44 protein-coding genes are annotated in these 25,025 nt (G+C 69.6%); 43 read left to right on the top strand and 1 reads right to left on the bottom strand.

Translation table 11 applies throughout. The features are described 5' to 3' along the window. Positions 1 to 353: 353 nt before the first annotated feature. Complete coding sequence (locus ACIBQX_RS19015; RefSeq protein ID WP_397006103.1) at positions 354 to 956, bottom strand: hypothetical protein; 603 nt, start codon at positions 954 to 956, stop codon at positions 354 to 356. A 229-nt stretch (positions 957 to 1,185) separates the two neighbouring features. Between ACIBQX_RS19015 and ACIBQX_RS19010 the strand changes: the two genes are divergently transcribed. The 43 genes from ACIBQX_RS19010 to ACIBQX_RS18800 all read left to right on the top strand — a co-directional run bounded on the left by ACIBQX_RS19010 (position 1,186) and on the right by ACIBQX_RS18800 (position 25,013). Further along, positions 1,186 to 1,407, top strand: a complete 222-nt coding sequence (locus ACIBQX_RS19010) for a helix-turn-helix domain-containing protein (protein WP_397006101.1) — start codon at positions 1,186 to 1,188, stop codon at positions 1,405 to 1,407. Continuing rightward, positions 1,407 to 1,631, top strand: a complete 225-nt coding sequence (locus ACIBQX_RS19005; RefSeq protein WP_397006099.1) for a helix-turn-helix domain-containing protein — start codon at positions 1,407 to 1,409, stop codon at positions 1,629 to 1,631. Before ACIBQX_RS19010 ends, ACIBQX_RS19005 begins: the two co-directional genes overlap by 1 nt. A gap of 73 nt (positions 1,632 to 1,704) precedes the next feature. Beyond that, positions 1,705 to 2,265 carry a hypothetical protein gene (locus ACIBQX_RS19000; RefSeq protein WP_397006097.1) on the top strand — a complete coding sequence of 187 codons (561 nt, stop codon included), beginning with the start codon at positions 1,705 to 1,707 and terminating at the stop codon, positions 2,263 to 2,265. Continuing rightward, complete coding sequence (locus tag ACIBQX_RS18995; protein WP_397006095.1) at positions 2,262 to 2,630, top strand: hypothetical protein; 369 nt, start codon at positions 2,262 to 2,264, stop codon at positions 2,628 to 2,630. The genes ACIBQX_RS19000 and ACIBQX_RS18995 overlap by 4 nt, the downstream gene beginning before the upstream one ends. Continuing rightward, positions 2,630 to 2,911 (top strand): hypothetical protein, encoded by a 282-nt coding sequence (locus ACIBQX_RS18990; protein WP_397006093.1) that lies wholly within the window; start codon positions 2,630 to 2,632, stop codon positions 2,909 to 2,911. Before ACIBQX_RS18995 ends, ACIBQX_RS18990 begins: the two co-directional genes overlap by 1 nt. After that, on the top strand, positions 2,908 to 3,120 hold the full coding sequence (locus ACIBQX_RS18985; RefSeq protein WP_397006091.1) for a hypothetical protein: 213 nt from the start codon (positions 2,908 to 2,910) through the stop codon (positions 3,118 to 3,120). The genes ACIBQX_RS18990 and ACIBQX_RS18985 overlap by 4 nt, the downstream gene beginning before the upstream one ends. After that, the gene (locus ACIBQX_RS18980) at positions 3,120 to 3,365 is read left to right on the top strand and encodes a hypothetical protein (protein ID WP_397006089.1); all 246 of its coding nucleotides are present in this window, start codon (positions 3,120 to 3,122) and stop codon (positions 3,363 to 3,365) included. Before ACIBQX_RS18985 ends, ACIBQX_RS18980 begins: the two co-directional genes overlap by 1 nt. After that, entirely contained in the window at positions 3,362 to 3,508 is a 147-nt protein-coding gene (locus ACIBQX_RS18975) for a hypothetical protein (protein WP_397006088.1), read from the top strand. The genes ACIBQX_RS18980 and ACIBQX_RS18975 overlap by 4 nt, the downstream gene beginning before the upstream one ends. After that, entirely contained in the window at positions 3,505 to 3,645 is a 141-nt protein-coding gene (locus ACIBQX_RS18970; RefSeq protein ID WP_397006086.1) for a hypothetical protein, read from the top strand. Before ACIBQX_RS18975 ends, ACIBQX_RS18970 begins: the two co-directional genes overlap by 4 nt. After that, positions 3,642 to 3,884, top strand: a complete 243-nt coding sequence (locus ACIBQX_RS18965) for a hypothetical protein (RefSeq protein WP_397006084.1) — start codon at positions 3,642 to 3,644, stop codon at positions 3,882 to 3,884. The genes ACIBQX_RS18970 and ACIBQX_RS18965 overlap by 4 nt, the downstream gene beginning before the upstream one ends. Then, positions 3,877 to 4,413, top strand: coding sequence for a hypothetical protein (locus ACIBQX_RS18960; protein ID WP_397006082.1), 537 nt, complete (start codon positions 3,877 to 3,879; stop codon positions 4,411 to 4,413). Before ACIBQX_RS18965 ends, ACIBQX_RS18960 begins: the two co-directional genes overlap by 8 nt. Continuing rightward, entirely contained in the window at positions 4,410 to 5,276 is an 867-nt protein-coding gene (locus ACIBQX_RS18955) for a PD-(D/E)XK nuclease-like domain-containing protein (protein WP_397006080.1), read from the top strand. The genes ACIBQX_RS18960 and ACIBQX_RS18955 overlap by 4 nt, the downstream gene beginning before the upstream one ends. Continuing rightward, complete coding sequence (locus ACIBQX_RS18950) at positions 5,273 to 6,619, top strand: hypothetical protein (protein ID WP_397006078.1); 1,347 nt, start codon at positions 5,273 to 5,275, stop codon at positions 6,617 to 6,619. Before ACIBQX_RS18955 ends, ACIBQX_RS18950 begins: the two co-directional genes overlap by 4 nt. 1 nt (position 6,620) lies before the next feature. Next, entirely contained in the window at positions 6,621 to 6,923 is a 303-nt protein-coding gene (locus tag ACIBQX_RS18945) for a hypothetical protein (RefSeq protein WP_397006076.1), read from the top strand. Then, on the top strand, positions 6,920 to 7,276 hold the full coding sequence (locus ACIBQX_RS18940) for a hypothetical protein (RefSeq protein ID WP_397006075.1): 357 nt from the start codon (positions 6,920 to 6,922) through the stop codon (positions 7,274 to 7,276). Before ACIBQX_RS18945 ends, ACIBQX_RS18940 begins: the two co-directional genes overlap by 4 nt. 77 nt (positions 7,277 to 7,353) lie before the next feature. Continuing rightward, on the top strand, positions 7,354 to 7,722 hold the full coding sequence (locus ACIBQX_RS18935) for a hypothetical protein (RefSeq protein ID WP_397006073.1): 369 nt from the start codon (positions 7,354 to 7,356) through the stop codon (positions 7,720 to 7,722). Continuing rightward, on the top strand, positions 7,719 to 8,096 hold the full coding sequence (locus tag ACIBQX_RS18930; protein ID WP_397006071.1) for a hypothetical protein: 378 nt from the start codon (positions 7,719 to 7,721) through the stop codon (positions 8,094 to 8,096). Before ACIBQX_RS18935 ends, ACIBQX_RS18930 begins: the two co-directional genes overlap by 4 nt. Continuing rightward, positions 8,093 to 8,614, top strand: a complete 522-nt coding sequence (locus tag ACIBQX_RS18925; protein ID WP_397006069.1) for a hypothetical protein — start codon at positions 8,093 to 8,095, stop codon at positions 8,612 to 8,614. The genes ACIBQX_RS18930 and ACIBQX_RS18925 overlap by 4 nt, the downstream gene beginning before the upstream one ends. Continuing rightward, positions 8,611 to 8,856, top strand: a complete 246-nt coding sequence (locus ACIBQX_RS18920) for a hypothetical protein (protein ID WP_397006067.1) — start codon at positions 8,611 to 8,613, stop codon at positions 8,854 to 8,856. Before ACIBQX_RS18925 ends, ACIBQX_RS18920 begins: the two co-directional genes overlap by 4 nt. Positions 8,857 to 8,908: 52 nt before the next feature. Next, a complete protein-coding gene (locus ACIBQX_RS18915; protein WP_397006065.1) occupies positions 8,909 to 9,973 on the top strand; it encodes a DUF5131 family protein in 1,065 nt (354 codons plus the stop codon). After that, on the top strand, positions 9,970 to 10,539 hold the full coding sequence (locus ACIBQX_RS18910; RefSeq protein ID WP_397006063.1) for a hypothetical protein: 570 nt from the start codon (positions 9,970 to 9,972) through the stop codon (positions 10,537 to 10,539). The genes ACIBQX_RS18915 and ACIBQX_RS18910 overlap by 4 nt, the downstream gene beginning before the upstream one ends. Continuing rightward, the gene (locus ACIBQX_RS18905; RefSeq protein ID WP_397006062.1) at positions 10,536 to 11,720 is read left to right on the top strand and encodes a DNA cytosine methyltransferase; all 1,185 of its coding nucleotides are present in this window, start codon (positions 10,536 to 10,538) and stop codon (positions 11,718 to 11,720) included. Before ACIBQX_RS18910 ends, ACIBQX_RS18905 begins: the two co-directional genes overlap by 4 nt. Further along, positions 11,717 to 12,163: a multiprotein-bridging factor 1 family protein gene (locus tag ACIBQX_RS18900; protein WP_397006061.1), complete on the top strand. Its 447-nt coding sequence runs from the start codon at positions 11,717 to 11,719 to the stop codon at positions 12,161 to 12,163. Before ACIBQX_RS18905 ends, ACIBQX_RS18900 begins: the two co-directional genes overlap by 4 nt. Next, positions 12,160 to 12,576, top strand: a complete 417-nt coding sequence (locus ACIBQX_RS18895; protein ID WP_397006060.1) for a hypothetical protein — start codon at positions 12,160 to 12,162, stop codon at positions 12,574 to 12,576. The genes ACIBQX_RS18900 and ACIBQX_RS18895 overlap by 4 nt, the downstream gene beginning before the upstream one ends. Then, positions 12,573 to 13,661: a DNA polymerase III subunit beta gene (gene dnaN, locus ACIBQX_RS18890; RefSeq protein ID WP_397006059.1), complete on the top strand. Its 1,089-nt coding sequence runs from the start codon at positions 12,573 to 12,575 to the stop codon at positions 13,659 to 13,661. Before ACIBQX_RS18895 ends, dnaN begins: the two co-directional genes overlap by 4 nt. Before the next feature lie 214 nt (positions 13,662 to 13,875). After that, entirely contained in the window at positions 13,876 to 14,178 is a 303-nt protein-coding gene (locus ACIBQX_RS18885) for a MerR family transcriptional regulator (RefSeq protein WP_397006058.1), read from the top strand. 277 nt (positions 14,179 to 14,455) lie between these two features. Further along, positions 14,456 to 17,284 carry a YfjI family protein gene (locus ACIBQX_RS18880; RefSeq protein WP_397006057.1) on the top strand — a complete coding sequence of 943 codons (2,829 nt, stop codon included), beginning with the start codon at positions 14,456 to 14,458 and terminating at the stop codon, positions 17,282 to 17,284. A 358-nt stretch (positions 17,285 to 17,642) separates the two neighbouring features. Further along, positions 17,643 to 18,269: a hypothetical protein gene (locus ACIBQX_RS18875; RefSeq protein ID WP_397006056.1), complete on the top strand. Its 627-nt coding sequence runs from the start codon at positions 17,643 to 17,645 to the stop codon at positions 18,267 to 18,269. A gap of 223 nt (positions 18,270 to 18,492) precedes the next feature. Beyond that, positions 18,493 to 18,648, top strand: coding sequence for a hypothetical protein (locus ACIBQX_RS18870; protein WP_397006055.1), 156 nt, complete (start codon positions 18,493 to 18,495; stop codon positions 18,646 to 18,648). Positions 18,649 to 18,838: 190 nt separating this feature from the next. Next, positions 18,839 to 19,090, top strand: a complete 252-nt coding sequence (locus ACIBQX_RS18865) for a hypothetical protein (protein ID WP_397006054.1) — start codon at positions 18,839 to 18,841, stop codon at positions 19,088 to 19,090. A gap of 85 nt (positions 19,091 to 19,175) precedes the next feature. After that, positions 19,176 to 19,388: a hypothetical protein gene (locus ACIBQX_RS18860; RefSeq protein WP_397006052.1), complete on the top strand. Its 213-nt coding sequence runs from the start codon at positions 19,176 to 19,178 to the stop codon at positions 19,386 to 19,388. Between the two features lie 3 nt (positions 19,389 to 19,391). Beyond that, positions 19,392 to 20,144: a hypothetical protein gene (locus tag ACIBQX_RS18855; protein WP_397006050.1), complete on the top strand. Its 753-nt coding sequence runs from the start codon at positions 19,392 to 19,394 to the stop codon at positions 20,142 to 20,144. Continuing rightward, positions 20,141 to 20,518, top strand: a complete 378-nt coding sequence (locus ACIBQX_RS18850) for a hypothetical protein (RefSeq protein WP_397006048.1) — start codon at positions 20,141 to 20,143, stop codon at positions 20,516 to 20,518. Before ACIBQX_RS18855 ends, ACIBQX_RS18850 begins: the two co-directional genes overlap by 4 nt. Next, entirely contained in the window at positions 20,515 to 20,988 is a 474-nt protein-coding gene (locus ACIBQX_RS18845) for a helix-turn-helix domain-containing protein (protein ID WP_397006046.1), read from the top strand. Before ACIBQX_RS18850 ends, ACIBQX_RS18845 begins: the two co-directional genes overlap by 4 nt. Continuing rightward, the gene (locus ACIBQX_RS18840; protein ID WP_397006044.1) at positions 20,985 to 21,200 is read left to right on the top strand and encodes a hypothetical protein; all 216 of its coding nucleotides are present in this window, start codon (positions 20,985 to 20,987) and stop codon (positions 21,198 to 21,200) included. The genes ACIBQX_RS18845 and ACIBQX_RS18840 overlap by 4 nt, the downstream gene beginning before the upstream one ends. Then, positions 21,193 to 21,450 carry a hypothetical protein gene (locus ACIBQX_RS18835; protein ID WP_397006042.1) on the top strand — a complete coding sequence of 86 codons (258 nt, stop codon included), beginning with the start codon at positions 21,193 to 21,195 and terminating at the stop codon, positions 21,448 to 21,450. Before ACIBQX_RS18840 ends, ACIBQX_RS18835 begins: the two co-directional genes overlap by 8 nt. A 240-nt stretch (positions 21,451 to 21,690) precedes the next feature. Continuing rightward, positions 21,691 to 21,822, top strand: a complete 132-nt coding sequence (locus ACIBQX_RS18830) for a hypothetical protein (protein WP_397006040.1) — start codon at positions 21,691 to 21,693, stop codon at positions 21,820 to 21,822. After that, on the top strand, positions 21,822 to 22,325 hold the full coding sequence (locus ACIBQX_RS18825) for a hypothetical protein (RefSeq protein WP_397006038.1): 504 nt from the start codon (positions 21,822 to 21,824) through the stop codon (positions 22,323 to 22,325). Before ACIBQX_RS18830 ends, ACIBQX_RS18825 begins: the two co-directional genes overlap by 1 nt. 9 nt (positions 22,326 to 22,334) lie before the next feature. Then, complete coding sequence (locus ACIBQX_RS18820; RefSeq protein WP_397006036.1) at positions 22,335 to 23,501, top strand: hypothetical protein; 1,167 nt, start codon at positions 22,335 to 22,337, stop codon at positions 23,499 to 23,501. An 11-nt stretch (positions 23,502 to 23,512) separates the two neighbouring features. After that, positions 23,513 to 23,806, top strand: coding sequence for a hypothetical protein (locus ACIBQX_RS18815; protein WP_397006034.1), 294 nt, complete (start codon positions 23,513 to 23,515; stop codon positions 23,804 to 23,806). 12 nt (positions 23,807 to 23,818) lie between these two features. After that, positions 23,819 to 24,250 carry a hypothetical protein gene (locus tag ACIBQX_RS18810; RefSeq protein ID WP_397006032.1) on the top strand — a complete coding sequence of 144 codons (432 nt, stop codon included), beginning with the start codon at positions 23,819 to 23,821 and terminating at the stop codon, positions 24,248 to 24,250. Next, the gene (locus ACIBQX_RS18805; RefSeq protein WP_397006030.1) at positions 24,250 to 24,510 is read left to right on the top strand and encodes a hypothetical protein; all 261 of its coding nucleotides are present in this window, start codon (positions 24,250 to 24,252) and stop codon (positions 24,508 to 24,510) included. The genes ACIBQX_RS18810 and ACIBQX_RS18805 overlap by 1 nt, the downstream gene beginning before the upstream one ends. After that, positions 24,510 to 25,013 carry a hypothetical protein gene (locus ACIBQX_RS18800; RefSeq protein WP_397006028.1) on the top strand — a complete coding sequence of 168 codons (504 nt, stop codon included), beginning with the start codon at positions 24,510 to 24,512 and terminating at the stop codon, positions 25,011 to 25,013. Before ACIBQX_RS18805 ends, ACIBQX_RS18800 begins: the two co-directional genes overlap by 1 nt. Positions 25,014 to 25,025 lie beyond the last annotated feature (12 nt).

The raw sequence follows: 25,025 nt of genomic DNA, 5'->3' as shown, positions 1-25,025 counted from the left end.
GCGTTCAGAGCCACGGTCAAATGACGGTCAAACGATCAAGGGCCTGATCGCTGTCTCCAGCGATCAGGCCCTTGACCTGCTACTGCACTGTCGGGGTGGCGGGATTTGAACCCACGACCTCTTCGTCCCGAACGAAGACACCGCCGCAGGTCAGAACACCTGGTGGTGCGGTCTACCTGCGGAAACAGTCTCCTGGTGTCGGCTGATGTCGGCTGGTGTCGGTCAGTCGTGACGCACGGGTGACGCACGATCAACGAAACCGGGGGCCGCTACAGAACGTGACCCCGCTCATGCCACAGCCCCGCCCCCGTCACAGCAACGGGAGGCGGGGCTGACGCGTGTCACGACCGGAATCAGGACGGGCGGCCGAACTGATACACCTCGGCATCCGGCTTGTCATTCCCCTTCGTCTCCAAAGCGCGAGCAGTATGCAGGGCGACGACCAGATGATGTCGCACGTAAGGCGACAGGCTGTCCATCTCCATGATGCGGCGCTCGTCCGGGTCGGCGTACAGGCTGCCCTCCGGCTCCTCGCCGAGCTCCTTCTCCCGCAGAACCGCCCGAAGGTCATCCGTCGACAGGCGGCGGGCCACCTGGATGAGCGTGGCACGAAGCTCGTCGTCCGGCAGTAGTGACTCCTCCCGGCCGACCGTCCCCTGCGCTTGCATGGACAGCGACGGCAGGCCTCCCGGCTGCGGCGCCTCTTCAAGTTCGCCGCCGGCGAGCGCGCGGCCGATCGCGCCTGGCGCGAGCTGGTAGGCCTGCTCAAGAGTGGCGATGGTCGATGGGGTGAAGGTGTCTCGTTGTGCTGTCTCGATGTCGCGGATGAGCCCCAAGTTCAGGCTTGCCTCTTCGGCGAAAACCTTGCGGGTTGCGTAGCGGGGGTTGAGCCGGGCGCGCCTCTCGATGAGTAGGCGGCCTAGGCGTTCCCACGCTGGTCGCGTCTGGGCGTCCACCGTGACCCTTTCGTCAGGGAATGTCCCGTTTGGCTGTCATACGACTAGCCCACATCTAACCGTAGCTGACGCAGGTTAACCCGTCTATGACCGGGGCTGACGTCTCCTGACTTCATTACTGCCTCACAAGCCCCTGTCATTGTCAGTTGCAGCGGTCCAAACTCAGATCGCATCAGATGGACTGACCAAAACGCTTGTCATATGACTTCATCTGAGCCAGACTGCGGGCATGGCTCTTCAAAACGGCCCCGCAATCCGGGCTATCCGGCGAAGCGCAGGCCGCACCCAAGTGGACATCGCAGAAGCCGCGGGGATCGACCAGAGCTACCTGTCCCTGCTCGAAAGCGAGAACCGCACCGCATCCCCCGACGTCATCAAGGCGATCGCCGACGCGCTCGGCGTCCCCGCCGAAATCCTCCACCGCCCCGACCGCGAGCAGCAGGTCGCCTGATGGCCGCCCGCAGGAACGCTCCAAAGGCGCCGCTGCTGCACACCATCCTCGAAACCGCCGAGCTGCTCCGCTGCGGCAGAGACAAGGTCTACGAGCTGATCGTCGACGGCGACCTCGAAGCCGTCGACATCGCCCGCAAGGGCAGCAAGCGCACCCACCTGCGCGTACCAGACGCCTCAATTCAGGCGTACATCGCCAAGCTGCCCCGCGTACTCACCCCATGACATGCAGCAGGGCCCGGCCACGCCCGGCCAGGCCCCGCAACGAACGCATCCACCACAACCAAAGGACGCGACCGTGACCACCATCCTCGCAGAACCGACCACCACCGTCACCAGCGTGCCCGGCGTGCTGTACGCCGCCGCCGACCACCTGCAGACGCTCCGGCACGCCCGCGTCGGCAGCCTCGAAATCCACCAGGCGCTCCACGCCGCCGGCACCACCGTCGAGCAGGCGCAGGACGCCCTCAACGCGCTGCACGCCCGCATGCCAGCCCGGTACGGCCTCAACCGGACGGTGTGGCGTCTCCACCGCGACGAGGCGGCCTCGCTGCTCCGCCGGGCCGCCGACATGATGCACCCTCCCGCCGTCCGTGCGGCCCGCGTCGCGGCGGTGCTGCGGACCGCCGCCCGGTATGTCGCCCAGCCGGTCAACGCCTCCCTGCCGGACGCGCTCCGCACCGTCACGCGGGATGAGCTGCTGGTGGGGGAGGCGGTTGAGGCGCTGGCCCGCCGTCTGCGTTGCCACCCGCGCGACGTGTCGATGTGGGATCGCAGGCGCACCCGCGCGCAGGTGGGTGCCGCGCTGGCTGACGCCGCCCTGCTGGTGGAGCACGACGCTGCGGCGGTGACCCGATGACCGCGAAGGAATACATCATCCGGGCCACGCACGACTACGAGTACAAGGTCACGGCCGAGAGCGCCGACGAAGCCGCGCAGATGATGAGCGACGGCGAGAACATCGGCCCCGGCAACTGCGTCGGCTACGGGATCGAAGCGGTGGTCTCCGCCGACAAAGCTGGCTACTACTGGGACTTCGACCAGGACGAACGCGCCATGTGCGGGGAGTGCGGCCACCTGCTCTACGACGGGCACACAGGTCGCCGCTACTACGACCGCAAGGCGCGGTCGAGCAAGTGGCCGAACGCGTGCGACGAGTACGGATGCGACTGCCTCAACGGCGCTGAGCCGGTCACCGAGCAGCCTGCGGCGGTGTCCTCCTGATGTCCACCGCCAACATCCTGCGCCGAGCCGCCGACCTCATCGAGAGGGGCGAGAGCGGCACCCCCGCCTCCGCGTTGATGTCCGCCGTCTACGACGTGACCGACAGGTGGGACCACCAGCTCTTCGACAAGGCCCGCCTCGCGCTGGCCACCCACCTCAACTACGCGACCGACCGCGACCCCAGCCGCGACCTGCGCCGCTGGTCGCAGCTCCGCACCCCCGCCCAGATGGCCACCCAGATGCGCGCCGCCGCCGACGCGTCCGAAAGAGGTGCCCCGTGATCGCCCTCGACCTGCACGCCGACCTGCTCGTCTCCGCACCCGAATGGGAAGACGGGCAGCCCGTCCGCATCCTCCACACCCACCCCGCACTCGACGGCGTCGCCGTCCGCTACCAGGACGTGCACGCCCACCACCACGCCCACGACGTCGTCGTCGAGGTCGGCTTTCACCTCGACCTCATCTCCGGCGGATACGGCAGGGCCGCCTGATGACTGGACCCGAGCACTACCAACGAGCCGAGAACCTCCTCAGGGACCTGACCAAAGCCGAATGCAGCATGAGCGGCCGTACGGACCAGGTCGCCATGGAGCGGACGCTGGCGAAGGCCCAGGTACACGCGACGCTCGCCCTGGCCGCCGCCACCGCGCTCAACGACTACCCAGAAGGCGCCCCGATCGCTGACATCAGGGCATGGCGGGCAACTGCGGGCACGCCCGAGGAGGGCACCCGATGACCCGCCCCTGCCAGGTGGGCCGGTGCAACCGGCACGACGCCACCCGCCGCCCCGGCGCCGTCTACGCCTGCACGCGCTGCTGGGCCGTGGTCGAGCGGCTCGCCGCCCAGCACCTCGCAGCCAGCACGGGAGGCAGGTCGTGAAGGCCACACCGAAGAAGCCCGCCAGCAGCAAGCCCGACCTGCCGTGGCTCGACCCCACCACCACCAACACCCGCGTCTGCTCCTGCGGCGCACCCAACTGGGGCACCGCCACCACCTGCCGCAAGGGGTGCACATGAGCCGGCCCCGCACAACATGCCCCGTCTGCGGCCGCAACATCGTCAAGCGCAAGAACGGCAGCCCCGTCTCGCACTACCCGCCGCCCGGGCGCAGCGACCTCGCATGCGGGGACGACCCGCGCGCCCACTGCCGTGGCAGCCACCCGCAGGAGACAGCCCGGCCGAGCGTGCGCGGCGGCGCGCAGCTCACCCCCAACGACGAGGACACCTACCGCGAGGAGCAGAACGACCGTGACTGACCACAAGGTAGACGTCCACATCGCCCGGCTGCAGCCCGGCACCCTCGTCGACGTCGTCATCAAGGGCGTCGAATTCGCCTACGAGCGCACCATCGACCACAGCACCGGCACCTTCTCCATCCGTGATGAGCACGGCCGCCGATACATCATGCCGCCCCAAGCCGCCATCACCCGGGCGGGCGAGGCCAGCACCGACGACCGCATCGCCGCTGCCCTCAGGGTGCTCGACGCGATGGAGTACGACGGCCGGCTACAGCCGTATGTCGCCGCCGCCGTCCGCAAGGAGGTCGGCCTTCCACCGAGGCACTGGCCGCCGCAGCCTGGCGACGTCTGGGACGACGGGTTTCCGTCCGGCTTCATCGCCTCCCAGTGGTTCGCCCAGGCCATCACACGGAACGGCGGACCCGCCGAGATCGTGATGGTGCCGGTCGAACGCGGCCCGGAGGACGCGGAGGTGAAGACGCCCGAGGAGCTCATGGCGGACGCCATCGAGCTCACGCTGGTCTACCGCAAGGACGGCGGCCAGTGACCGCCCTCGCCGACGCACCCGCCATCGTCCCCGGCGTCTACGACATCCCCGAGGCCGACTACCACCGCGACCCCGTCCCTGGCCGCTCGCTGTCCAGCTCGGGCGCGCGGAAGCTCCTGCCGCCGTCCTGCCCCGCCAGGTTCCGGTGGGAGCAGCTCAACCCGCCTGGCCCCAAGAAGACGTTCGAGATCGGGAGCGCCGCGCACAAGCTCGTGCTCGGCGCCGGCCCCGACCTCGTACTTGTGGACAAGGCGCGGTGGGACGACAAGGAGACCAAAGCCGAGGTCGCCGACATCCGCGCACGCGGCGGCATCCCGCTCAAGCGCACGGAGTGGGACATGGTCCACGGCATGGCGGCAGCTCTGCGCCGTCACACCGACGCCCGCACCCTGCTGTCACCCGACCGCGGCGACCCGGAGCAGACCCTGCTCTGGCCGGACCGGGAGACAGGCGTGTGGCGGCGGGCGCTGCTCGACCACCTCCCGCACAACACCAGCCGGCGCATGGTCATCGCCGACTACAAGACGACGACCAGCGCCAACAAAGCCGCCATTACCAAGGCGATCTTCAACTACGGCTACCACATCCAACTCGACTGGTACCGCGACGGAATCGCGTCGCTCGGCATCGACGGAGACCCGGCCATGTGCCTCGTCTTCCAGGAGAAAGAGCCGCCCTACCTGGTCAACATCGTCCAGCTCGACCGCGAAAGCCTCCAGCTCGGACGCGAACTCAACCGGCGAGCCATCGACCTCTACGCCGCCTGCGCCGCCACCGACACGTGGCCCGGCTACAGCAACAAGATCACCCTCATCGAAACGCCGCCGTGGGCGGCCACCGCGCTCTACGAGGAGTCCATGTGAGCAGCCCCAACACGCCCGCCACCATCAACCTGCCCGCCCCGTCGCGCGTCGGCCAGGCCACCGCCGTCGAGCAGTCCCGCGCCGTCGCGGAAGTGCACGCCGCCATGGTGATGGCCCAGCAGGTGCCGCGCAATCTCGACCGCGCCGTGGCCGAGATGGAGCGGTCCTGCCGCCAGATGGAGATGGCGTCGCGGGCGTTCTACTCCTTCCCCCGAGCCGGGGGAACCGTGAACGGGCCGTCCATCCACCTCGCCCGCGAACTCGCCCGCTGCTGGGGCAACATCCAGCACGGCCTGCACGAGATGCGCCGCGACGACGAAGGCCACCAGTCCGAGATGCAGGCCTTCGCCTGGGACATCCAGACGAACACCCGCATCGCCCACACGTTCATCGTCCCGCACAAGCGCGACGCCCGCGGCAGTGCTCAGGTCCTCACCGACATGCGCGACATCTACGAGAACAACGCCAACAACGGCAGCCGGCGCGTCCGTGAGGCCATCTTCGCCGTCCTCCCGCCCTGGTTCGTCGAGCGCGCCAAAGAGCTGTGCAACGAAACCATCGCCGCAGGCCGCCAAGGGGAGACGCTGCCGCAGCGCATCGACGAGGCCATCAAGGCATTCGCCGGCGGCGGCATCACCCAGGACCAGCTAGAGCGCAAGCAGGGCAAGCCCGCGACGGCGTGGACCGCGCACGACGTCGCACAGCTCGAAGTGCTCTTCAAAAGCCTGCGCCGCGGCGAGGTCACCCGCGACGAGGCGTTCCCGGCCAGCGAGCAGCCGGTCACGGTCGCCGAGATCGCCACCCCCACACCGCCCGCACCGCAGCAGCCGGAAGCCCAAGACGCCCCGGCCGCCGAGCAGCCGCAGGTTCCGGCTCAGGCCGCCCACCCCGACCGGCTCCGCGAGATGAACATCCTGTTCACCGACACCGGCATCACCACCCACACCGGCAAGGGCTCCACCGCCGCCAACGACGCCGCGCGCTTCGCGTGGATCGCCGAACACCTCGGCGTAACGGTGACCTCAACGAAGGACCTGACCGCCGACCAAGCGGACCAGGCCATCACCCGGCTCACCGCAGCCAAGGTCGAGGCCGCCCAGCGCCGGACGGAAACCGAGCGGCACATCGGCGAACTGTTCGACGGACTCACCCCCGCCCTGTCCGGCGCCGAACGACTGCACGACCTGGGCCGGCTGTTCGGCCGGGAGATCGGCGCGCCGCGCGACCTCACCAACGTCGAGGTGGACGACCTCGCCGAGCTCCTCACCGACTGCCAGGGCCAGACCGCCGCATGGGATGTCGCCGTCACAGCCGCCGAAGCAGCGCGGCGACAGGTGGTGTGAGATGGGCCGCCACCGCACCGCCACACCCGTATACCCCGGCCTCATCCGCCGGACCTGGCGCCGCCTCCCAAAGCCGTTCCGCGCCCGCGTCTGGGAGCGGCGGCAACGCTGGCGCGCCTGGCTCGACCGCCGGCACACCCCCGCCGGGGAGTGGGACGCCCACCTGCCCAAAGACGCATCCAACTGGGCCGACGACTGGCTGTGGGGGTCAGTCGGTGTAGCTGCCGCCCTCCGCACCCGCCGCCAACAGCGCGGCGACCTCCTCCCACCACACCACCGCAACCCTCCGAAGGGGACGCCGTGACACCGACCCTCACCTCGGACGGGCACCTCGACTGCGACCTGTGCCCGGCCCGCTACGACCACACCATCGTCGTCGACCACCCCGAGTTGACCCCCCGCCAGCAGCTGCGGCAGGCCGCAGTCCGCGCCGGCTGGAAGCAGACCTCGGCCGGGCTGGACGTGTGCCCGGACTGCGGCGACGGCGAGGCGGCGATCCTCATCCCGGGCTGGGCGATGTTCTGGACGCCGGAGCACGCCGTCGTGCCGCTGGTGTCGCCGGATTTGGAGGCGGCGGCCGCCGTCCTGGCCGCCCTGCTGGATCCGGAGGCGACGGTCGTCATGCCCGCCCTGGTGAAGCACAAGGCCGCAGCATGACGCCTCCCGCCGCCCCTGCCCCGGGTGGCCCTCCTCAGGCCGTACAGGCCCAGCCACACACCTCGAAGGACACAGCCATGACCATCACCAACGAGCGCCTCGCCGAGATCCGCGACCTCAACGTGGACTCCTGCTCCGCCGACGCCCCGCACAACCCTGACGTGTGGGCACTGGAGTCCGCGCGCAAGGACCTCCTCGCCGAGGTGGATCGGCTCCACGGCCAGCGGGACCGGCTGCTCGCCCTGCACGAGTACGACGAACTCATCTTCGGCGGCTTCATCTGCACCCACTGCACGCCCGACGACACGGACGACCCCGACGACAACGTGTACTGGCCGTGCCCGTCGCTGCTCGCCGTCGGCGTGGACAACGACGAGGGCAACACCATCATCCGCGCCCGCCGCGCCGAGATCGCCCGCAAGGCCGCCCAGGAAGCGGGCGCGTGATGACCGTCACCGCGCTCAACCTGGCAGCCAGGCCCGTCCTCCTCCGAGCCGCCAACCGGATCGTCGAAACCGGGCTCGCCCACAACGACTACACCACCCCCGCCCTCAACCCAGACCCCGACACCTGGCCCGTCGACCCGATGGGCGCCATCGCCGACGCCTGCGGACTCCCAGCCCGCGCCTGGGAAGACGACCGCATGCACCACCCCGCGCTCGTGCACGCCTGCGAAGCCGCCGACCTGCTCGTCACCCACCTCGGCCTCGACCCGGCCAAGGCCTACGACGAAACACTCGGCGCCTGGTCCGACGAGCACACCGTCGAACACGTGGTCACCGCCATGCGCAACGCCGCCCGAGAGGAGACCACGTCATGAACGAACGCGACCTCACCGTCTACCGCACCACCAACGCCGACGTACTCAAGCGCTGGCATGAGACGGCCAAGGCCCGCGAGGCGTGGGGCGAGCAGATGAAGGCGTTCCTCGCCGAGCACGGCTTCGGCAAGCGCCAGGTCTGGACGATCAACATCACCGGCTACATCGCAGGCATCGAGCACGACGACGGCGACGTGCCGGAAGGGTGGCGCATCGACCGGTACGGCCGTCTCGTACCCCGGCGTAGCACCAAGGCGGGCAAGGCGATCGCCGCCAAGCTCGACGCTCTGCGCCAGCCCGACCCGCGCGCCAGCCTGCCCGGCATGCCGGGCGAGTGCCTCGTCAGCCTCGCCCTGCTCACCTGCGGGCTACGGGTCATCGACGACGCCCTGTTCGCAACGTGGAGTCAACCGATCCCCGAAGAGCGGGTGGACCTGGACATCTGGGAGCGGATCAAGCTCTCGGAGTATTACGCGGCGATCGAAGCCGACGACGAGCAGGCGGAGGCGACGCTGTGACGCCGCTCGCAATCACCGCCGCCACCGTCTGCCTCGCAGCAGCCGCCATCGCCGCCGCCAAACTCGCCAGGCCCGCACTCCTCCACCGCAAAGCCCTCCGGCTCGACCGGCAGGTACGGGCCGCCAAACGGCAGCAGATCAGGATCAACGTCGCAGGACGGCTCGCCGCCGACAGCGACGCCTGGCAGCGCTTCCTCGCCTCGCATGAAGAACTCCGGCCCGACCGGCACGGCGGCAACTGATGCGCCACCTCGCACCGCCGGCCACGCCCGCCACCAGCCAGCAGGAGACCCGATGACCGCCATCGAATGGACCGACCGCACCTGGAACCCGACCACCGGATGCGACCGCGTCTCAACCGGCTGCGACAACTGCTACGCCCTCACCCTGGCCAAACGGCTCAAGGGCATGGGGTCGGCGAAGTACCAGCGCGACGGCAACCCGCGAACCTCCGGTCCCGGCTTCGGACTCAGCGTCCACGCCGACGTCCTCTCCATGCCGTTCACCTGGACCACGCCGCAGATGGTGTTCGTCAACTCGATGAGCGACTTGTTCCACAAAGACGTCCCCGAAGAGTTCATCGCCCGCGTGTGGACCGTCATGGCCAATACGCCGCAGCACACCTACCAGATCCTGACCAAGCGGCACGACCGCATGCGCTCCATCGTCCGCCGGATCGCCTGGCGCTCCGCGACCACCGAGGAGCGGCAGCGCGGAGTGCGCGGCTCCGTCGCCTACGTCCAGCCGGACGAGAAGCTCAACGACCACCTCGGCGCGCCGCGCGTCCTGCCGAACGTCTGGCTCGGCGTCTCCGTCGAGAACCAGAAGTGGGCCGACATCCGCATCCCCGCCCTGCTGAAGGTGCCGGCTGCGGTGCGGTTCATCTCCGCCGAGCCGCTGACTGGCGCAGTGGATCTGAACGGTCAATGGCTCGATGGCGAGTGTGCAGAGTGTCAGGGCAGCGGGACGAAGGGCTGGGACGAAGGGCAGTGCTCGGTGTGCGCAGGCACTGGCGAACTGCCCCGCCTGCACTGGGTGATTGCTGGCGGTGAGTCCGGCCCGGGCGCACGGCCCATGCATCCTGGCTGGCCACGGCTCATCCGCGACCAGTGCGTCAACGCGGGCGTGCCTTACCTGTTCAAGCAGCGCGGCGCCTACACGTGGGAGGCGGGCAGCGGCTGGCGTGAGCCGGACCTGTACGTCAACGACGACACGGGCGAGGCGCTCCCTGAGCACGAGGTGCCCAACACCGGCTCCTGGCAGGGCGTCTGGCGCATCGGCAAGAAGGCCGCTGGCCGCGAGCTCGACGGCCGCACCTGGGACGAGTACCCCACGCCCGCCATGGCAGGCGCCCGATGACCGCCCCGACCACCGCCGCCCCCACCACGGGGGCGGCGGCCCCGCCCAACGTGACCGGGCTCGACCTGTCCATGACCGCCACCGGCGTCGCCTACCTGGCAGCCGGCCAGCTCGTGACCGCCACCATCCGCCCCACCCCCGGCATCGGCGACCAGCGCCTGCTCTACATCGCCGAACACGTCGGCCTCGCCGTGGGCATCAACGGCCAGACCGACCTCGCCATGGTGGAGGACCTGCCGACCCACGCTCACGGGGCGGGCATCACCGGCATGGTGCACGGCGCCATCCGCATGACCCTGCTCACGCTCGGCGTGCCGTATGCGCTCGTCACCCCGGCCAGCCTGAAGAAGTACGCCACCGGCAAGGGCAACGCGACCAAGGCCGACATGCGCATGGCCCTGTTCCAGCGTGCCGGGCTCGACCTGCGTGACGACAACCAAGTCGACGCCTGGTGGCTGCGCGCGGCCGGACTCGACCACCTCGGCCACCCGCTCGTCACGCTGCCCAAGGCGCAGCGGGAAGCCCTCGCCAAAGTGGCCTGGCCGCAGGCGGTGAACGCCGCATGAGCCACCGAATCGGAAGCATCTGCTCCGGCACCGGAGCCCTCGACATGGCCGTCCACCAAGTGCTCGGCGCCGAAACCGCCTGGTTCTGCCAGTACGAACCACCCGACAAGGACGACAAACCGGACCGGTGGCAGTTCGCCTCCCGCATCCTCGCCCACCACTGGCCCGACGTGCCCAACCACGGCGACATCACCAAACTCGACTGGGCCACAGTCGAGAAGGTCGAAGGCATCATCGCGGGCTGGCCCTGCGAAAACATGTCCCTCGCCGGCCGCCGCGAAGGACTCGTCGCGGGCGTGCAATCCGGGCTGTGGTTCAACATCGTCGACGCCATCCGCGCCCAGCAGGCGATGCGCGAGCCGGGCGAGCCGGGACCGTTCATCTTCCTGGAGAACGTAAGGGGTCTTCTCAGTGCCCGAGCCGACAGCGACGTGGAACCCTGCCCGTGGTGTCTGGGAGACGTCGAGGACGAACCTGATCTGCGGGCACTCGGAGCTGTACTCGGGGACCTGGCCGAGCTCGGGTTCGATGCGGAATGGACGGGCCTTCCCGCGTCCGGAGTGGGCGCCTGCCACGAGCGGTGGCGGGAGTTCATCCTCGCCTGGCCAGCTACTGCCGACCCCGCGGTCTTCGGACACGAACGGGGCAGGCCTACACGGGAACGGCGGCATGGATCTGCGGACGGCGGTGAAGCTGCTGCCCACCCCGACCACGTCCAACATCTCAGGCAACCAGGTGAACAACCGCGGGGATCTGCTCCTGCCGGGCGTCGTGATGGCACTGCTGCCGACGCCCGCAGCGAGCGACTCAACTCGCGGGCGCACTCGACGCGGCGGGAGTCGCGCAGAGGAGATGCTTCTCACCGAGGTAGCGCATCAGGCGTCGACTGGGGCCCTTACCGACCAGCGATCGACCGGCACGAACGCGTCTTCAGCCGGCCCGCACCCCGACCAACTCAGCCTGGACGATCCGGTGCCGAGCAGCTGAGCCCCCGCTTCACCGAGTGGATGATGGGCCTCCCGGCCGGCCACGTCACCGACGTGCCCCGACCTGAAGGGATGTCCGCCCCCGCCTACCGCAACGCGTGCATCACCGCGTGCGGCAAAGGCGTCGTCCCCGCCCAGGCCGCCCACGCGCTGCGCATTCTGCTGGACCGTGCCGGACGGCAGGTAGCTGCGTGAACGCCTACACCGCGCCAGCCCACCAGCAGCTACGCCGCCACCGGCAAGCCGCCGACATCCACCAACGACACCTCGCCCACACCATCGGCGTCAGCGAATCCGCCCTCCGACGGTGGGAACTCGGCCACACCACCCCCCGCATCAACCACGCCTACGCCTACGCCGCCACCCTCAACCAGCAACTCACCATCATGCGCGGCAACCAGCCGATCAGCCCCCTCCAACAAGTGCTCCCCAACCTGGCCCGCTTCCGCGACAGACACCACACCACCCGCCTCGCCATGGCCGCCCACCTGCACGTCACCGAATCCGCCGTCGGCAACACCGAACGCAAAGCCGCCGCCGGAGCACCCGTCGTGCTGGCCACCCTGGAGCGCTACTTCGCCGCCCTCGGCTACCGGATCGCCGTCACCCCGCGCCAGCCCGAAAGGACACCAGCATGACCGCCACCAACATCGCCGACTGGATCCGGCCCTGGTACCCCGGCGGGACCGTCGGCCACACCCGGGCCAACTGCCCCGACCTCCTCCACGTCGTCCCCGCCCCCATCGAAGGCACCGGCTGGCTCAACCCGAACAACGGCAAAGTCTGCATGCCCTGCCTCAAAGCCGACGGCTACCCGCTCTGGGACGCCCGCTGCAACACCTGCCGCCTCTCCCTCGCAGAAGAGAAGAGCTGGAACGCCTGCGCCTCCATCTTCACCACCAAGCAGCAGGCCATCGCCTGGAAGCACGCCCACCAGTGCGAACCCGCCGTCTCCCTCGTCTCCCCCGAGCCTTTCACCCTGCCCGAGGCCGACGACCGGCTCACCCTGTTCCCGCTCGCCGACCTGATCACCGTGGAGTCCGCAGCATGAAGCTCACCGTCGACCCCAAACCACTCGCCGAACTCATCGCCTGGGCCGCCCGAGCCATCCCCAACCGGCCCACCGTCCCCGTCCTCTCCGGCCTCCTCCTCCACGCCAGCGACGACAAACTCACCGTCAGCGCCTTCGACTACGACGCCTCCGCCGTCGCCACCATCGCCTGCGAAGTCGCCGAACCCGGACGCATCGTCGCCCCCGGCAGGCTCCTCGCCGAGGTGGCGAAAGCCCTGCCGGACAGGCTCATCGTCGACCTCACCGCCACCGACACCGAAGCCACCATCAGGGCCGGACGATCCGACTTCACCCTCCGCCTGCTGCCCGCCGACGACTACCCGACCCTGCCCACCCCGCCCGAGCCGGCCGGAACCATCGACGCCCACTCGTTCGCCGCCGCCGTCGCCCAGGTCCACCCGGCCACCTCGAACGACGACACGCTGCCGATGCTCACCGGCATCCGCCTCGACACCGACGGAGACCAGCTCACGCTCGCCGCCACTGACCGCTACCGGATCGCCGTCACCGACACCACCTGGAACCCCACCGCAGGCCCGATCAGCGCGATGATTCCCGGCCGCCACCTCCACGACATCGTGAAGGGCCTCGGCAACGGACCCGTCCAGCTCGCGATCAACGACAGCATGGCCGCCTTCACCACCAGCGACCGACAGTCCACCGTCCGGCTGCTCGACGAGCAGTTCATCGACTACCGCGCCCGCGTCGCCATGGACACCACCATCACCGCCACCGTGGACGCCCCCGCGCTGGCCGCCGCAGTGAAGCGGGTCGGCCTGGTGGCCGACCGCAAGACCGGCACCGCCATCCGGCTCGCCTTCACCGACGGCGAGGTGACCCTGCGCGCCGGAGGCGACGACATCGGCCGCGGCAACGAAACCCTCGACAGCGCGCTGGACGGCGAACCCATCGAGATCGCCTTCCAATCCGGCTTCCTCCTCGACGCCCTCGGCGCCATCCCCGGCAAGGCACGCATCGGCATGACCGAGCCGAACAAGCCCGCCCTGTTCTCCAGCGAGGACGGCAGCCACAAGCAGCTCGTCATGGCGCTGAGGCTGTCGTGACCGCCCCGTGCACCCGCTGGGACGCCGCCGCAGCCAAGCACTGCGGCGGCACCCCCACCCGCCTCTACATCAGCGGCAGCCGATGCCCAGCCTGCACCCCCACCGCACTCAAAGGCCAGCCAGAACCCGGCCAAGACGCCCACTGCGCGCCCCTGCGTTGCTACTGCCCCGGCGGGCCGCCCTGCCCCAGGGCCGACCCCGGAGGTGAAGCGGCATGAGCCTCACGCTGCAGCAGGTCACCGACCGCGGCCTCACCTACCGCAGATTGGATCACTGGGTGCGCGCCGGATACCTGCACCCCCACCACCAAGGCGGCACCGGCAACAACCGCACCTGGCCCACCCGCGAACTACAAGTCGCCGACCTGATGCGCCGCCTCGTCGACGCCGGACTCACCGCCGGCGTCGCCGCCATCGCAGCACGCGCCCACCTCGACGGACGCCCCCTCGTCCGCCTCGCCCCCGGCCTGGTGCTCGCCATCGACACCGACCTGCTCACCGAAGCGGGCCAGCCGTGAGCGGGGACCGCGGTGACACACCCGTGCTCCACCTGCACCCGGCCCGCCGCGCTCATCATCACCGGACGAGTACCCGGGAGGACCTGCTACAGCGCCCTCACCTGCGATCGGTGCGCGGCCAAACACCGGCAGCAGGCAGCCAAAGCCGGGCCCGTCCACGAAGAACCCCTCGAAGACGGCCCGCAGGACGCCCTGTTCTGACCCGGCGAAAAACGCGCTGAACCACCCAAGCCCTCCCGCCCGAACACCACCCAGCACCACCACTCAAGGGGGACCGTTGACCACCCCGCAGGACCCGCCAGCAGCCGACCTCGAACAGGCACGGCGATGGCTCGCGACGCTCCACGGCGACGCCCCCGGACTCATCAACATCGTCTCCACCGGCAACTGGGTCGGCGAGTTCTACCCCACCGACGACGCCGGACTCGACGCCGCCGTCAGCTACATTGCACGACTCGACCGGCAGCAACGGGCAGGCATCTACGCCCGCGTCACCACCCTGTCCGCAGCACCCCCACCCGGCCGCCGCGGACTCGCCGACCTCTCCCTGTCCTTCCCCGGCTTCTGGGCCGACCTCGACATCGCCGGCCCCGGCCACAAAACCACCGAAAAACTGCCCGCCACCGTCGACGACGCCCGCCGCATCATCGACACCTCACCCCTACCCGAACCCACCATGTGGATCCACTCCGGCGGCGGCCTCTACCCCTGGTGGCTCCTCACCGACCGCCACCAGATCGAGCCCGGCGGACACGACGACATCGGCACCCTCACCGCACGCTGGCAACTCGTCATCCTCGCCGCCTCCGAACAACTCGGCTACAGCTACGGCCAAGGCGTCGGCGACCTCTCCCGCGTCCTGCGCGTCCCCGGCACCATCAACCGCAAGACCGCGCTCGGCCGCGAATGCCGGATCCTCGAAGGCGCGTCCGGCGTCACCTACACCCTCGACGAGCTCGCCATCCTCCTCTACACCATCGACCTGCCCGACCCCCAACCACCCGCCCACCGAGAACCGCCCACCCGACCCCAACCCGCCAACCACACGCCCGGCACCATCGGCCCCTTCGACGCCCTCGATGAAGTGTGCGAATGGCGCGACCTGTTCGAGCCGTACGGCCTCACCTACGTCGGCAGCGAACGCGACGGCGCCGAACTCTGGAGACGCGACGGCGCCAGCAGCGCCTACAGCATCCGCGCCTGGCCCCACGTCTGCGTCAACCACAGCGAAGCACTCGACCTGCCCTCCGGCGCAGGCCACCGGCTCACCCACGGCAAAGTATTCGCCCACTGGCACCACCACGGCGACACCAGCGCCGCCGCCACAGACCTCATCCGCGCCGCCGCCGGCCACCCCGACGCCAGCCCCGCCGCCCGCAGCCTCCGGCCCGCCATCCTCGACCACATCCGCCAGCGCTGCACCGTACGCCCCTGGACACCCAACACGCCGCCCGACGACGTGCCCTTCCCCGACGCACCCACCGACCACATCACCCAAATCCCCATGAGCACTCGCACAGGAGAAGACCCGCCCTGGCCTGACGACCCGAACCGCGGCGACCACACCACCGACGCGCAGATCATGGCCGGGCTCTACATCGACGCGAACGCCGCACGCGCCCACTTCAAAGACGACGCCGAAGACGTAGAAGGAAGCGGGGCGAAGCCTCCACCCCTCGACGTCGCCACGATGCTGCCCGTCGGCCTGAGGAACTTCGTGACCGCCGTAGCCGAGCACCTGCAAGTGCCCGTCGAAGCCCCTGCCCTCATATCCATCAGCATCCTGTCCGCCGCCACATCCGGCCGAGTCGTGGTCGACGGGCGCAACGGATGGCGGCAGCCATCGATCGTCTGGACCGCCACCACGATGCACTCCGGCGAACGGAAAACCGACGTCGTACGACTCGCCGCCGCGCCACTACGCCAGATCGAACAACGCATGATCGCCGAATACCTCGACGGGGTCCAAACCTTCAAGCGGGACAAGGCCGACCTCGAAGCGCAGGACAGAGACCTGAAGCAGGAACTCCGCCGCGCCAGAGGAGCAGATCGCGCACGCGTCGAGCAGGACCTGATGGAACTGCAGGTGCGAATCGAAGAGATGCCCGCCGACGCAGGACCGATGCCCGCCGTGCTGGTCGAAGACATCACCGTCGAAGCCCTCTCGCAGCGGCTCGACGAGAACGGGCAGGCGCTCGGCGTCATCTCCGACGAGGGCGGCGTGTTCTCCCTCATCGCAGGCCGCTACAGCAAGGACAACGGGCCGAACCTCGACCTCTACCTGAAGGCGTACGACCAGAGCCCCGTCCGCGTCGACCGGGTCATGCGCGGCAGCCTCATGCTCACCAAGCCGTCCCTGGTCGTCGGCATCCTCGCCCAGCCGCACGTCTTGGAGAAGGCGGCCGGGATCGACGGCGCCATGGAACGCGGCCTCATGGGTCGGTTCTTCCTCGTCTTCCCCGAGTCCACCTTGGGGAAGCGGCAGATCGACACGCCGCCCATATCGCCGGTGGTCGCAGCCCGCTGGGAGGCCGTCGTCGCCCACGCCTACAGCCTGCGGGCCTGCCAGGACGAAGAGCCGCACGTCCTGGCCATCGAGGACGGAGCGCACAGCATGCTCCGGGAACTACGGATGCGGCTGGAGCCGCACCTGGAGCCGGTCGTGGGCCGGTACGCGCACATGACCGACTGGGTGGGCAAGCTGGCGGGCAAAGTGTTGCGGCTCGCCGGCGTGTTCCACCTGGCGGACGGGCGGCCGGTCGCGGAGCCGATCAGCGCGGCCACCATGAACCACGCCATCGCCTTCGGGATTTGGTCACTCCGGCACGCCGAACACATCTACGCGAGCTGGCAGAAGCGCGCGGCCACCCCGGCGGGCGAGGGGACGGAGTGGGTCCTGGAGTGGCTGAAGCGCACAGGCAAAACAGAGTTCACCCTGCGGGACGCGCAGCAGGGCGCGAAGCGCACGAAGTGGTACACGGCGGCGACGTTGCAGACGGCGCTTTGCGGTCTGGTCCGCTCTCGTCATCTGGCCAGCTGTGCGCGCTTGGACGGTGCGGGGCGCCGGCAGGCGACGGGGATGTTTCTGGTGCGGGGTGACCAGTGAGTCGGCGAGACGTTGGGGACATCGTTCCCCCCAACGGTCCCCAATGTCCCCAACGTGTCCCCGGTGCTGGGGACATTGGGGACCGTTGGGGGGGCGAATGTCCCCAGCGAAAGCGCAGGTCAGGGGCCCTAGAAAGCTCGTTGGGGACATTGGGGACCGTATCTGCCCTGTTCGCGCGCGCACACACAGAACTCGCCGTGCTGGGGACATCCCCAAAAGGTTTAATAACGATCTTGTTGTTTTCTTATCTCATATCCCCCCACCTGCGGAAACGCGCACAGACGCTCCCGCGCACAGACGCACACCCCAGCACGGTCCCCAATGTCCCCAGCACGGTCCCCACCACCGGAGGCGCCGCATGACCCCACCACGCGACACACCACCCGCCGACCTCACCGCAGGCCAGAAATGCACAGCCACCGCCAAACGGTCCGGCAAACGGTGCACCCACTGGCCGATGCGCGGCTCCACCGTGTGCGCCCAACACGGCGGCAAAGCACCCCAAGTCATGGCAGCCGCCGAACGCCGGATCGTCGAAGCGGAGGCGTCAGCGATCGTCCGCCGTCTCCTCGCCGACCCTGACGCCGAACCCGTCTACGACCCGGCGTGGGAGCTCGCCCGGGTGGCCGGCCGGATGGGCAACGCCGTCGATGTGCTCGGCGTGCGGGTGAACGAGCTGGACGAGGCCGGGCGGCTGGAGTACACGGACGCCAACCTGGTGCGGCGGCTTCACGTGCTGGTGGAGGCGTGGAAGGAGTTGATGGTCGAGTACCGCAAGACGTTGACGGATATGACGCGGCTGGGCATTGAGGCGCGGACGGCGGCCCGGCTTGAGGATCGGGTGCAGGAGTTGCACGGCGCGGCGTTGGCTCGGGTGATCGGGCGGCTGTTGGACGGGCTGCAGTTGACGGCTGAGCAGCGCGCGTTGGTGCCGACGGTTGTGCCTGGCGTCCTGTTGGAGATCGCCGGAGAGGCGGCGCCGTGATGCACCTGCACCGCTGGCAGACGGTTGAGCGGATCGGCTACGTCGTCACTGAACGCCGCAGCCGCTGCGGCCGGACTCGCACCCGTCTGAGAGCCGCTGTGAGCGTTTCTCCCGACATTCCGTCATCACGACACCCGGACAAGCCTCTGAGGCTGCCAGCGGCCACCACAGCCCCGTGCAGGAACGCTCCAACCCCAACCAGCAACCACCGGAACGAGGCAACGTGAACCAACCCGACACCGCCATCGCCCGCGCCCGCCTCCTGCACCCCAGCCCGGCCGAACTCGTCGCCGCCCACGCTGAGTCCGACACGTTGTGCACCACCTGCATCAGCCCGGCACCATGCCCCACCCGGCGGGCACTCGACGGAGAGGACTGACCCGTGGCTGACATCCACCGCTGGAGATCGTCGAGTACAGCGTCCACCCGCCCGCAGACCAGCTCGTCATCGTCGAAGTCCTCGACCGGCTCCGCGACGAGCTCGGCGACCGCTGGCGCTACTCCCGCGCCGTTGAGATCACGGTCGGCAGCGACGGCGAGATCGTGTTCCGCTACCGGAAGGCACGCACATGAACCGCGCCTGGATCGCCCCGCTCGGCACTAGCCCGGACGAACCCGGCTGGACCGAGATCGGCTACATCGGAAACGACGGACTCATCTTCGAAGACGAGCCTGAGCCGCTCCCGGAATGGCTTACCCCGAGGCGGTACACGATCACGCTGCGCGGCCGGTTCCCCTGGCGTTTCTACCAGCGGTTCTTCGGGACGCCCGGCCCGCACGCGTCGCGGGTGAAGCGCGAGTACCACCGGCGGCGCCGATGAGCTGCCTCGTCTGCCTGGAATGGATCGACTACCCGGCGCTCAAGACAGAGTGCCCCTACTGCTGGCGCCCGATCAGTGAGCTGGAGTGGCGGTCAACCAGGACGAGCCCGCCGCCCCCGTTGCCCGCTCGTGGCCCGGTCTGCCTCTGGCGTGGAACAGGGCACCGATGAATTTCCTGCGCCGCCTCTTCCACCGCCACCGCTGGGCCGTCCTCTCCGGCAGCATCGACCGCCTCACCATCACCGCGCACGCCTGCTGGTGCGGCGCCAACAAGCAGATCACCACCAAGGGGGAGTGACCCGTGCCGATCAACCCGGATGCCTGCCCAGGCCCGTGCAACCACCGCGCCCGCCAAGCCTGGAACACCTACGACACCGCCCAAACCCAGCACACCGCCGACATGGCCGCATGGCTCGACATCCCCGGCGACGACCGGCCCGCACGCCCCGCCCCGCCCCAGCCGCCCACCACCCCCGTCACCCCCGGAGCCCCCGTCTGGGATCACCGGTGCGCTCGCGTCATCCGCGAAGCCCTCGCCGAACTCGACGACACCGCCGCCATCCTCGCCGCCAGCATCGACGGCCACCGCGGCGCCGCCATGGCCGGCCCCAACGGGGTGAAGCCGGTAGACCACAAGACGATCGTCGAATCGCTGGACGAGCTGTTCGGCGACCTGGTGGAGGTGGAGGATCAGTGGCGGCAGGCGCGCGGCTACCGGCCCAGGCCGCGCAGGGCTCGGGGCGCGCACGCTCGGGCTGCCTGCGTGAGCTGGCTGCTCGACCAGTTGGACGACCTGCTGCTGCACCCGGGCTCGGTGGAGTTCGGCCTGTCGGTGCTGCGCTGGCAGCGCAGGTTGCGGGCGATGGCGAAGGTGGATCCGGCGTCGCGCCGGTCGCCGATCGCGTGTCCGCGCTGCCGGGAGCGGCAGGTTTCGCGGCGGGAGGATGGCTACTTCGAGTGTGTGTGCGGGAGGCTGTTGACGCAGGGGGAGCATGACCGGGAGTACGCCCGGCAGGCGGACGAGCACGAGCAGCAGGAGGCGCGAGCGTCATGAACAAGCAAACCGCCAACATGATCAGAGCATGGAAGCCCCCGCCGCCCTGCGACCGGGTCGGCTGCGGAGCACTCCACCCGCCCGGCGTCTACCACGGCCCCGCCACCCTGGAGAAGGACTTCGGCAACCTGACGGTCATTGCGCTCGTCTGCGAGGACGACGACGGCTGGACCGCCGAAGCGCAGATCATCCAGACCTGGACCGGGCCGTGGAGCGGCGACGCCGTGCTCCGCTTCCCGGACGGCTCAACCTCGCAGGTGTTCATCGAGGAGACGCGGTTCGCGGCGGGCAGCTACGCCGAGTTCAGGTGTCGCGGGTTGGGCGGCCCTCCGGACGTGCTCGATGCTCGCGCTGGGTCGGAAGGCACCTCGTGAGCAGCCCCCCGGCGGCCCCGTTCCATCAGCGCACCGAACTCGAACGTGCGAAACGCGGCTGGTCGAAACAAGAACTCGCCCGCCATGCAGGCATCGGCCGCGTCACCTACGACCGGCTCGCCGTCAACACGGTGCCGCCCATCGCCCGCACCGTCCACAAACTGTGCGCCGTGCTCGACATCGACTTGGCCGAAGGGCTCCGCCTCGCAGGACTCGCCACCGAGCCGCTCGGGGACGAGCCGCCGCAGTGGGCGCGCGACCTGCAAGAGACAGCAGCCAGCCTGCAACACAACATCACCCGGGCCGGCCACATCCTGGCCGCGCAGGGGGCGATGGGGTGGGCGTACCGTGGCGACCTCGACCAGTTGCAGCACGCGCTGGCCGCGATGGGGGCGGAGCAGCTGCGGGAGCTGTCCGCCGCCGCCACCCTGCTGGCCAGCGTCGCCGACGAGGAGATGAGCAGCAGATGAGGAACTCGATCACCGTGGGAGACCACGAGGTCAAGGTCGACCAGGGCGAGTACGAGGACTTCAACGACCAGGGCGAGCCGATCATCCGGGCGACCGGACACAGCACCTGGTGGTGCACGTGCGGGGAGAAAGGCGCAGGCCCGAACGCGGAGACGACGCGGGAGATCCTGGACCACCTCGGCCTCGACGAGAACGGGGAGCAGCGTGGGTGACGACTGGCTGACCGACCTCAAATTCTGGTGCCAGACCAACGCCGCCCAGCGCATGGTTGTCTGCAATGTCGAAGACGCCGAACGGATACAGGCCGCCGCCGTCGAAGCAGGCATCGGCGACCTCATCACCTTGACGCCCTTCTACGTGCCGCCACCCGGCTGCGCATTCGTGGTGGGCATCGGCGACACCATCGACACCACGATCCCGGAAGAGTTCTTTCAAGCGCTCGGCGTGGACAAATACGTCTGATCCCGACAGTCACGGAATGGTCCAGCTTGCCCACCCGCCGCAGGCTGTGTAACACTTCCGCCAGCAGCAACACGTATGCCCTCACGCCCCGCGCGCGAGGGCATCACCTTTTTCCGGGGGTGAACCATCGACCCCGTCACAGCCCAAACCGCCGCCGCCCAACTCCGCCGCCAGCCGGTCACCATCAGGCAGTGGGCGCGCCGCTACCAGGCCCGACAGCTCGGCACCGTAGACCGCAAAGTGTTCTACGACTACAACGACCTGGCCACCATCGACGGGTGCATGCGGCGCGGCGAGCCCATCCCGCTCACCGCCGACGAGCGTGACCAGCTGCGCGCCAGCCTCCGCACCCGCTGGCAGGACGCCGCCTGATGACCGCCGAGCAGTACCTCACCCCCGAGGAAGCCGCATTCAAATCGAACGCGTTCCCCCGGTACGTCAAGAACTCCGGCACCGCGTTCGTCGTCACCGGCCTCGCCTACTCCGAAACCACCGAGATCGCGTTCTGGAAGTTCAGCCCAGCCGGGTACACCGGCGGCAACATCACCTGCGACGTCGTCTGGTACGCCGACACCTCCGTCACCGCCGCGCACGGCGTCGCCTGGCAGGTGGCCCTGGCCGCGATCACGCCGTCCGTCGATACGCAGAATGTGGAGACCAAGGCGTTCGCCACCTCGCAGACCGGCACGACCGACCTTGGTTCGACCGACGCTCAGAAGCTGATGGTCACCACGATCGTCATCACCAACCTCGACAGCATCGCTGCGGGCGACGAGGCGTGGCTGAGCCTGACCCGGCTGCCTGGGAACGCAGCCGATGACCTGACCGGCGACGCGATCGTCACCAGCGTGCGCCTCTCCTACAGCGACACGTAGGGGGCTGGCGTGGCTGTCCGCTTCGACGCCGACACCGAGGAATACACGCGCGCCCTGTCCCTCGGCGTGGTCACCCAGTTCGCCGTCGCCTGCTGGGTGAAGATCAGCGTCGACCGGAACAACATCTCGACCGTCTGGTGCGTCGACAACGGCGGCGGCGACTACATCCGGCTCGCCACCACCGTCAACGGCACCACTCTGCAGATCGCCGACGACCTCGGCAACCACACCCTCGCCAGTGCAGGCGTGAACACCTGGCAGTACGTGGGCTTCTCCATGAACGGCGCGGACGCGACCGCAGTCATGCAGGCGGCGACCGCGTCGACCCCGTCCTCGTTCGCCTGGGCCAGCGGATCGCCATCGCAGAACCTGGCCACCCTCGAAATCGGCGACGGCGTTTTCGACACCCAGTTTCTGAACGGGTGCGTCGCCGCGTTCAAACTGTGGGTCGGCGTCACGCTGACTCAGGCCGAGCTTGAGGCCGAGGCGTGGCAATACCTGCCGCAGCGGACGGGCGGCCTGGCCGCCTGGTATCCGTTCCTGCGTGGCGAGGCGACTGACTACAGCGGCAACGGGCGAACGTTGTCGGGCGGCACCGGCACCACGGCTGAGGACGGGCCGCCGATCCGCTGGAGCGTCGGACGGCGCCGCATCATCCGGTTCACGGGAGCCGCCCTGGGCGAGGTTGCAGCCACGCTGCCTGCTCTCACTGGCTCGGCGTCCGGCGCCGTAGTGGTGGCCGGCCAGCAGTCCGCCGTCCTCCCGTCGCTGACCGCCGCTCTGGACGCCACCGCCACCGTCGAGGGCCAGGCGCCCGCCGTACTGCCCGCGCTCGCCGCTGGCTTGGCCGGCGAGGTGGGTGCGCCCGGCCTGGTCGACGCCCGCCTGCCCGCCCTCACCGGCCAGCTCGACGGGCTGCTCACCGGCGGGTTCCTCACCGCCCAACTACCCGCCCTCACCGGCAGAGTCGACGGTGAGCTCGCCGTCCACGGCGCCGCGCCAGCCGTACTCCCGGCGCTCACCGGCAGCCTGGCCGGCGAGGCCGAGATCCCGCACAACAACCTCGACGTCACCGCAGGCGCGCCGTACCGGGGCTGGACATCCCGCCCCCTCGCCGCCGCCTGGACCGCAGGCACGCCGTACCGAGGCTGGCAGGCCCGACAGCCCACGACCTGAGGGGAGGTACGGTGGCCGTCGCACAGATCCCCGCCATCAGCGTCGAATATGTCAAGGTCGCCATCACCGGCCCCACCGGGGTTGACCTCACCGAGCTGGACGTTGCGCTGGCGATCGTCGCCGACGGCCAGATCCCCGTCACGGACGACTGGAAGGTCGGCACGTGGATCGGGACGAGCGCGGCCGTGCTGATCGGCCCCGGCACCCTGCTGCCGCTCGACCAGGGCACGTACTACGTCTACGTCAAGATCACCTCCACGCCGGAGGTCCCTGTCCTGCCGTCCGGCAGCATCCACATCACCTGAAAGGGAGCCGAGATGGCCATCCGGATCAACACCGCCGCGCGCAACGCGGCAGCCGACGCCGTCGTAGGCGTGTTCAGCGGCGGGACCGGCGCGCCCGTGCTCCGCATCTACACCGGCACCCAGCCCGCCACCCCCGCCACCGCGCCATCCGGCACGCTGCTGGCCGAATTCACGCTGTCCGACCCGGCGTTCGCCGCCGCATCCAGCGGATCCGCCACCCTGGATGTCACCCCCGCCCTCACCGACGACGGCCTGGCCGCCGGCGACGCTGGATGGTTCAGGATTTGTGACTCGACCGAGGCGGCCGCGACCGGCCTGGGCGTGCTCGACGGCTCCGTCACCGCGACCGGCGGCGGTGGGGACCTCACCCTGAACACCGTAACGATCTCGGTCGGGGTCAGCGTCGAGATCACCTCCGGCTCGATCACGATGCCCGCAGCCTGATGGCTCTCACCGCCCTAAATCGGGCGCGGGTGCTCAACCATTGGATGCGCACCAACAGCGCCCAGCTGCCTGCCGTCACCAAGCCGGACCTGGCCGCAGCGGTGGCGGCGATGGACGACTGGCTTGACGCCAACGTCGCCTCGCTGAACGCGGCGATGCCGCAGCCCGCGCGGGCCGAGCTCGGTGTCGCGATGAAGCTGGAGATCCTCGCCTTCATCCTGATGCGGCGCGCGAACCGGCTACCGGCCGAGGAGGACTGATGGCGACGGTCCCGCGCGAGCTGCACCCGGACGAAGCAAAGTACGGGTCGGCCGCGTTTCCGCAGCTGCTCAAGAACAACGGCACCAACGGCCCGGTGTCGTGGCTGGCCTACGACGCGGCGTCGACGGAGACCGCCTACTGGGAGCTGACCGCCTTCTCCTACGGGTCGGGCAGCCTCACCCTCGACATCGTGTGGGGTGCAGCCACGGCCACGTCCGGCGTGGTGCGGTGGGAGGCAGCCATCGCCGCCATCACCCCGGAATCGGACTCACAAGACCCGGAGACGAAGGCGTACGCGACCGCCTCCACCGTCGATGACACCCACCTGGGAACCACCGCACACCGGCTGATGCGCGCCACCATCACGATCTCCAACCTCGACGGGTTGGCCGCCAACGACGAGATGTGGCTGCGGATCGCCCGGGTGGGTGGGAACGCCGCCGACACCCTCGCCGGGGACGCCTGGCTGCACCGGGCGATCCTGTCCTACTCCGACACCTGATCGGAGGCGTGG

The organism is Nonomuraea sp. NPDC049714 (genome assembly GCF_044465295.1).
In the GTDB taxonomy this organism is placed as follows: Bacteria; Actinomycetota; Actinomycetes; order Streptosporangiales; family Streptosporangiaceae; genus Nonomuraea.
The sequence above is the reverse complement of the archived record's forward strand: the minus strand, read 5'-3'. Positions and strand labels throughout refer to the sequence as shown.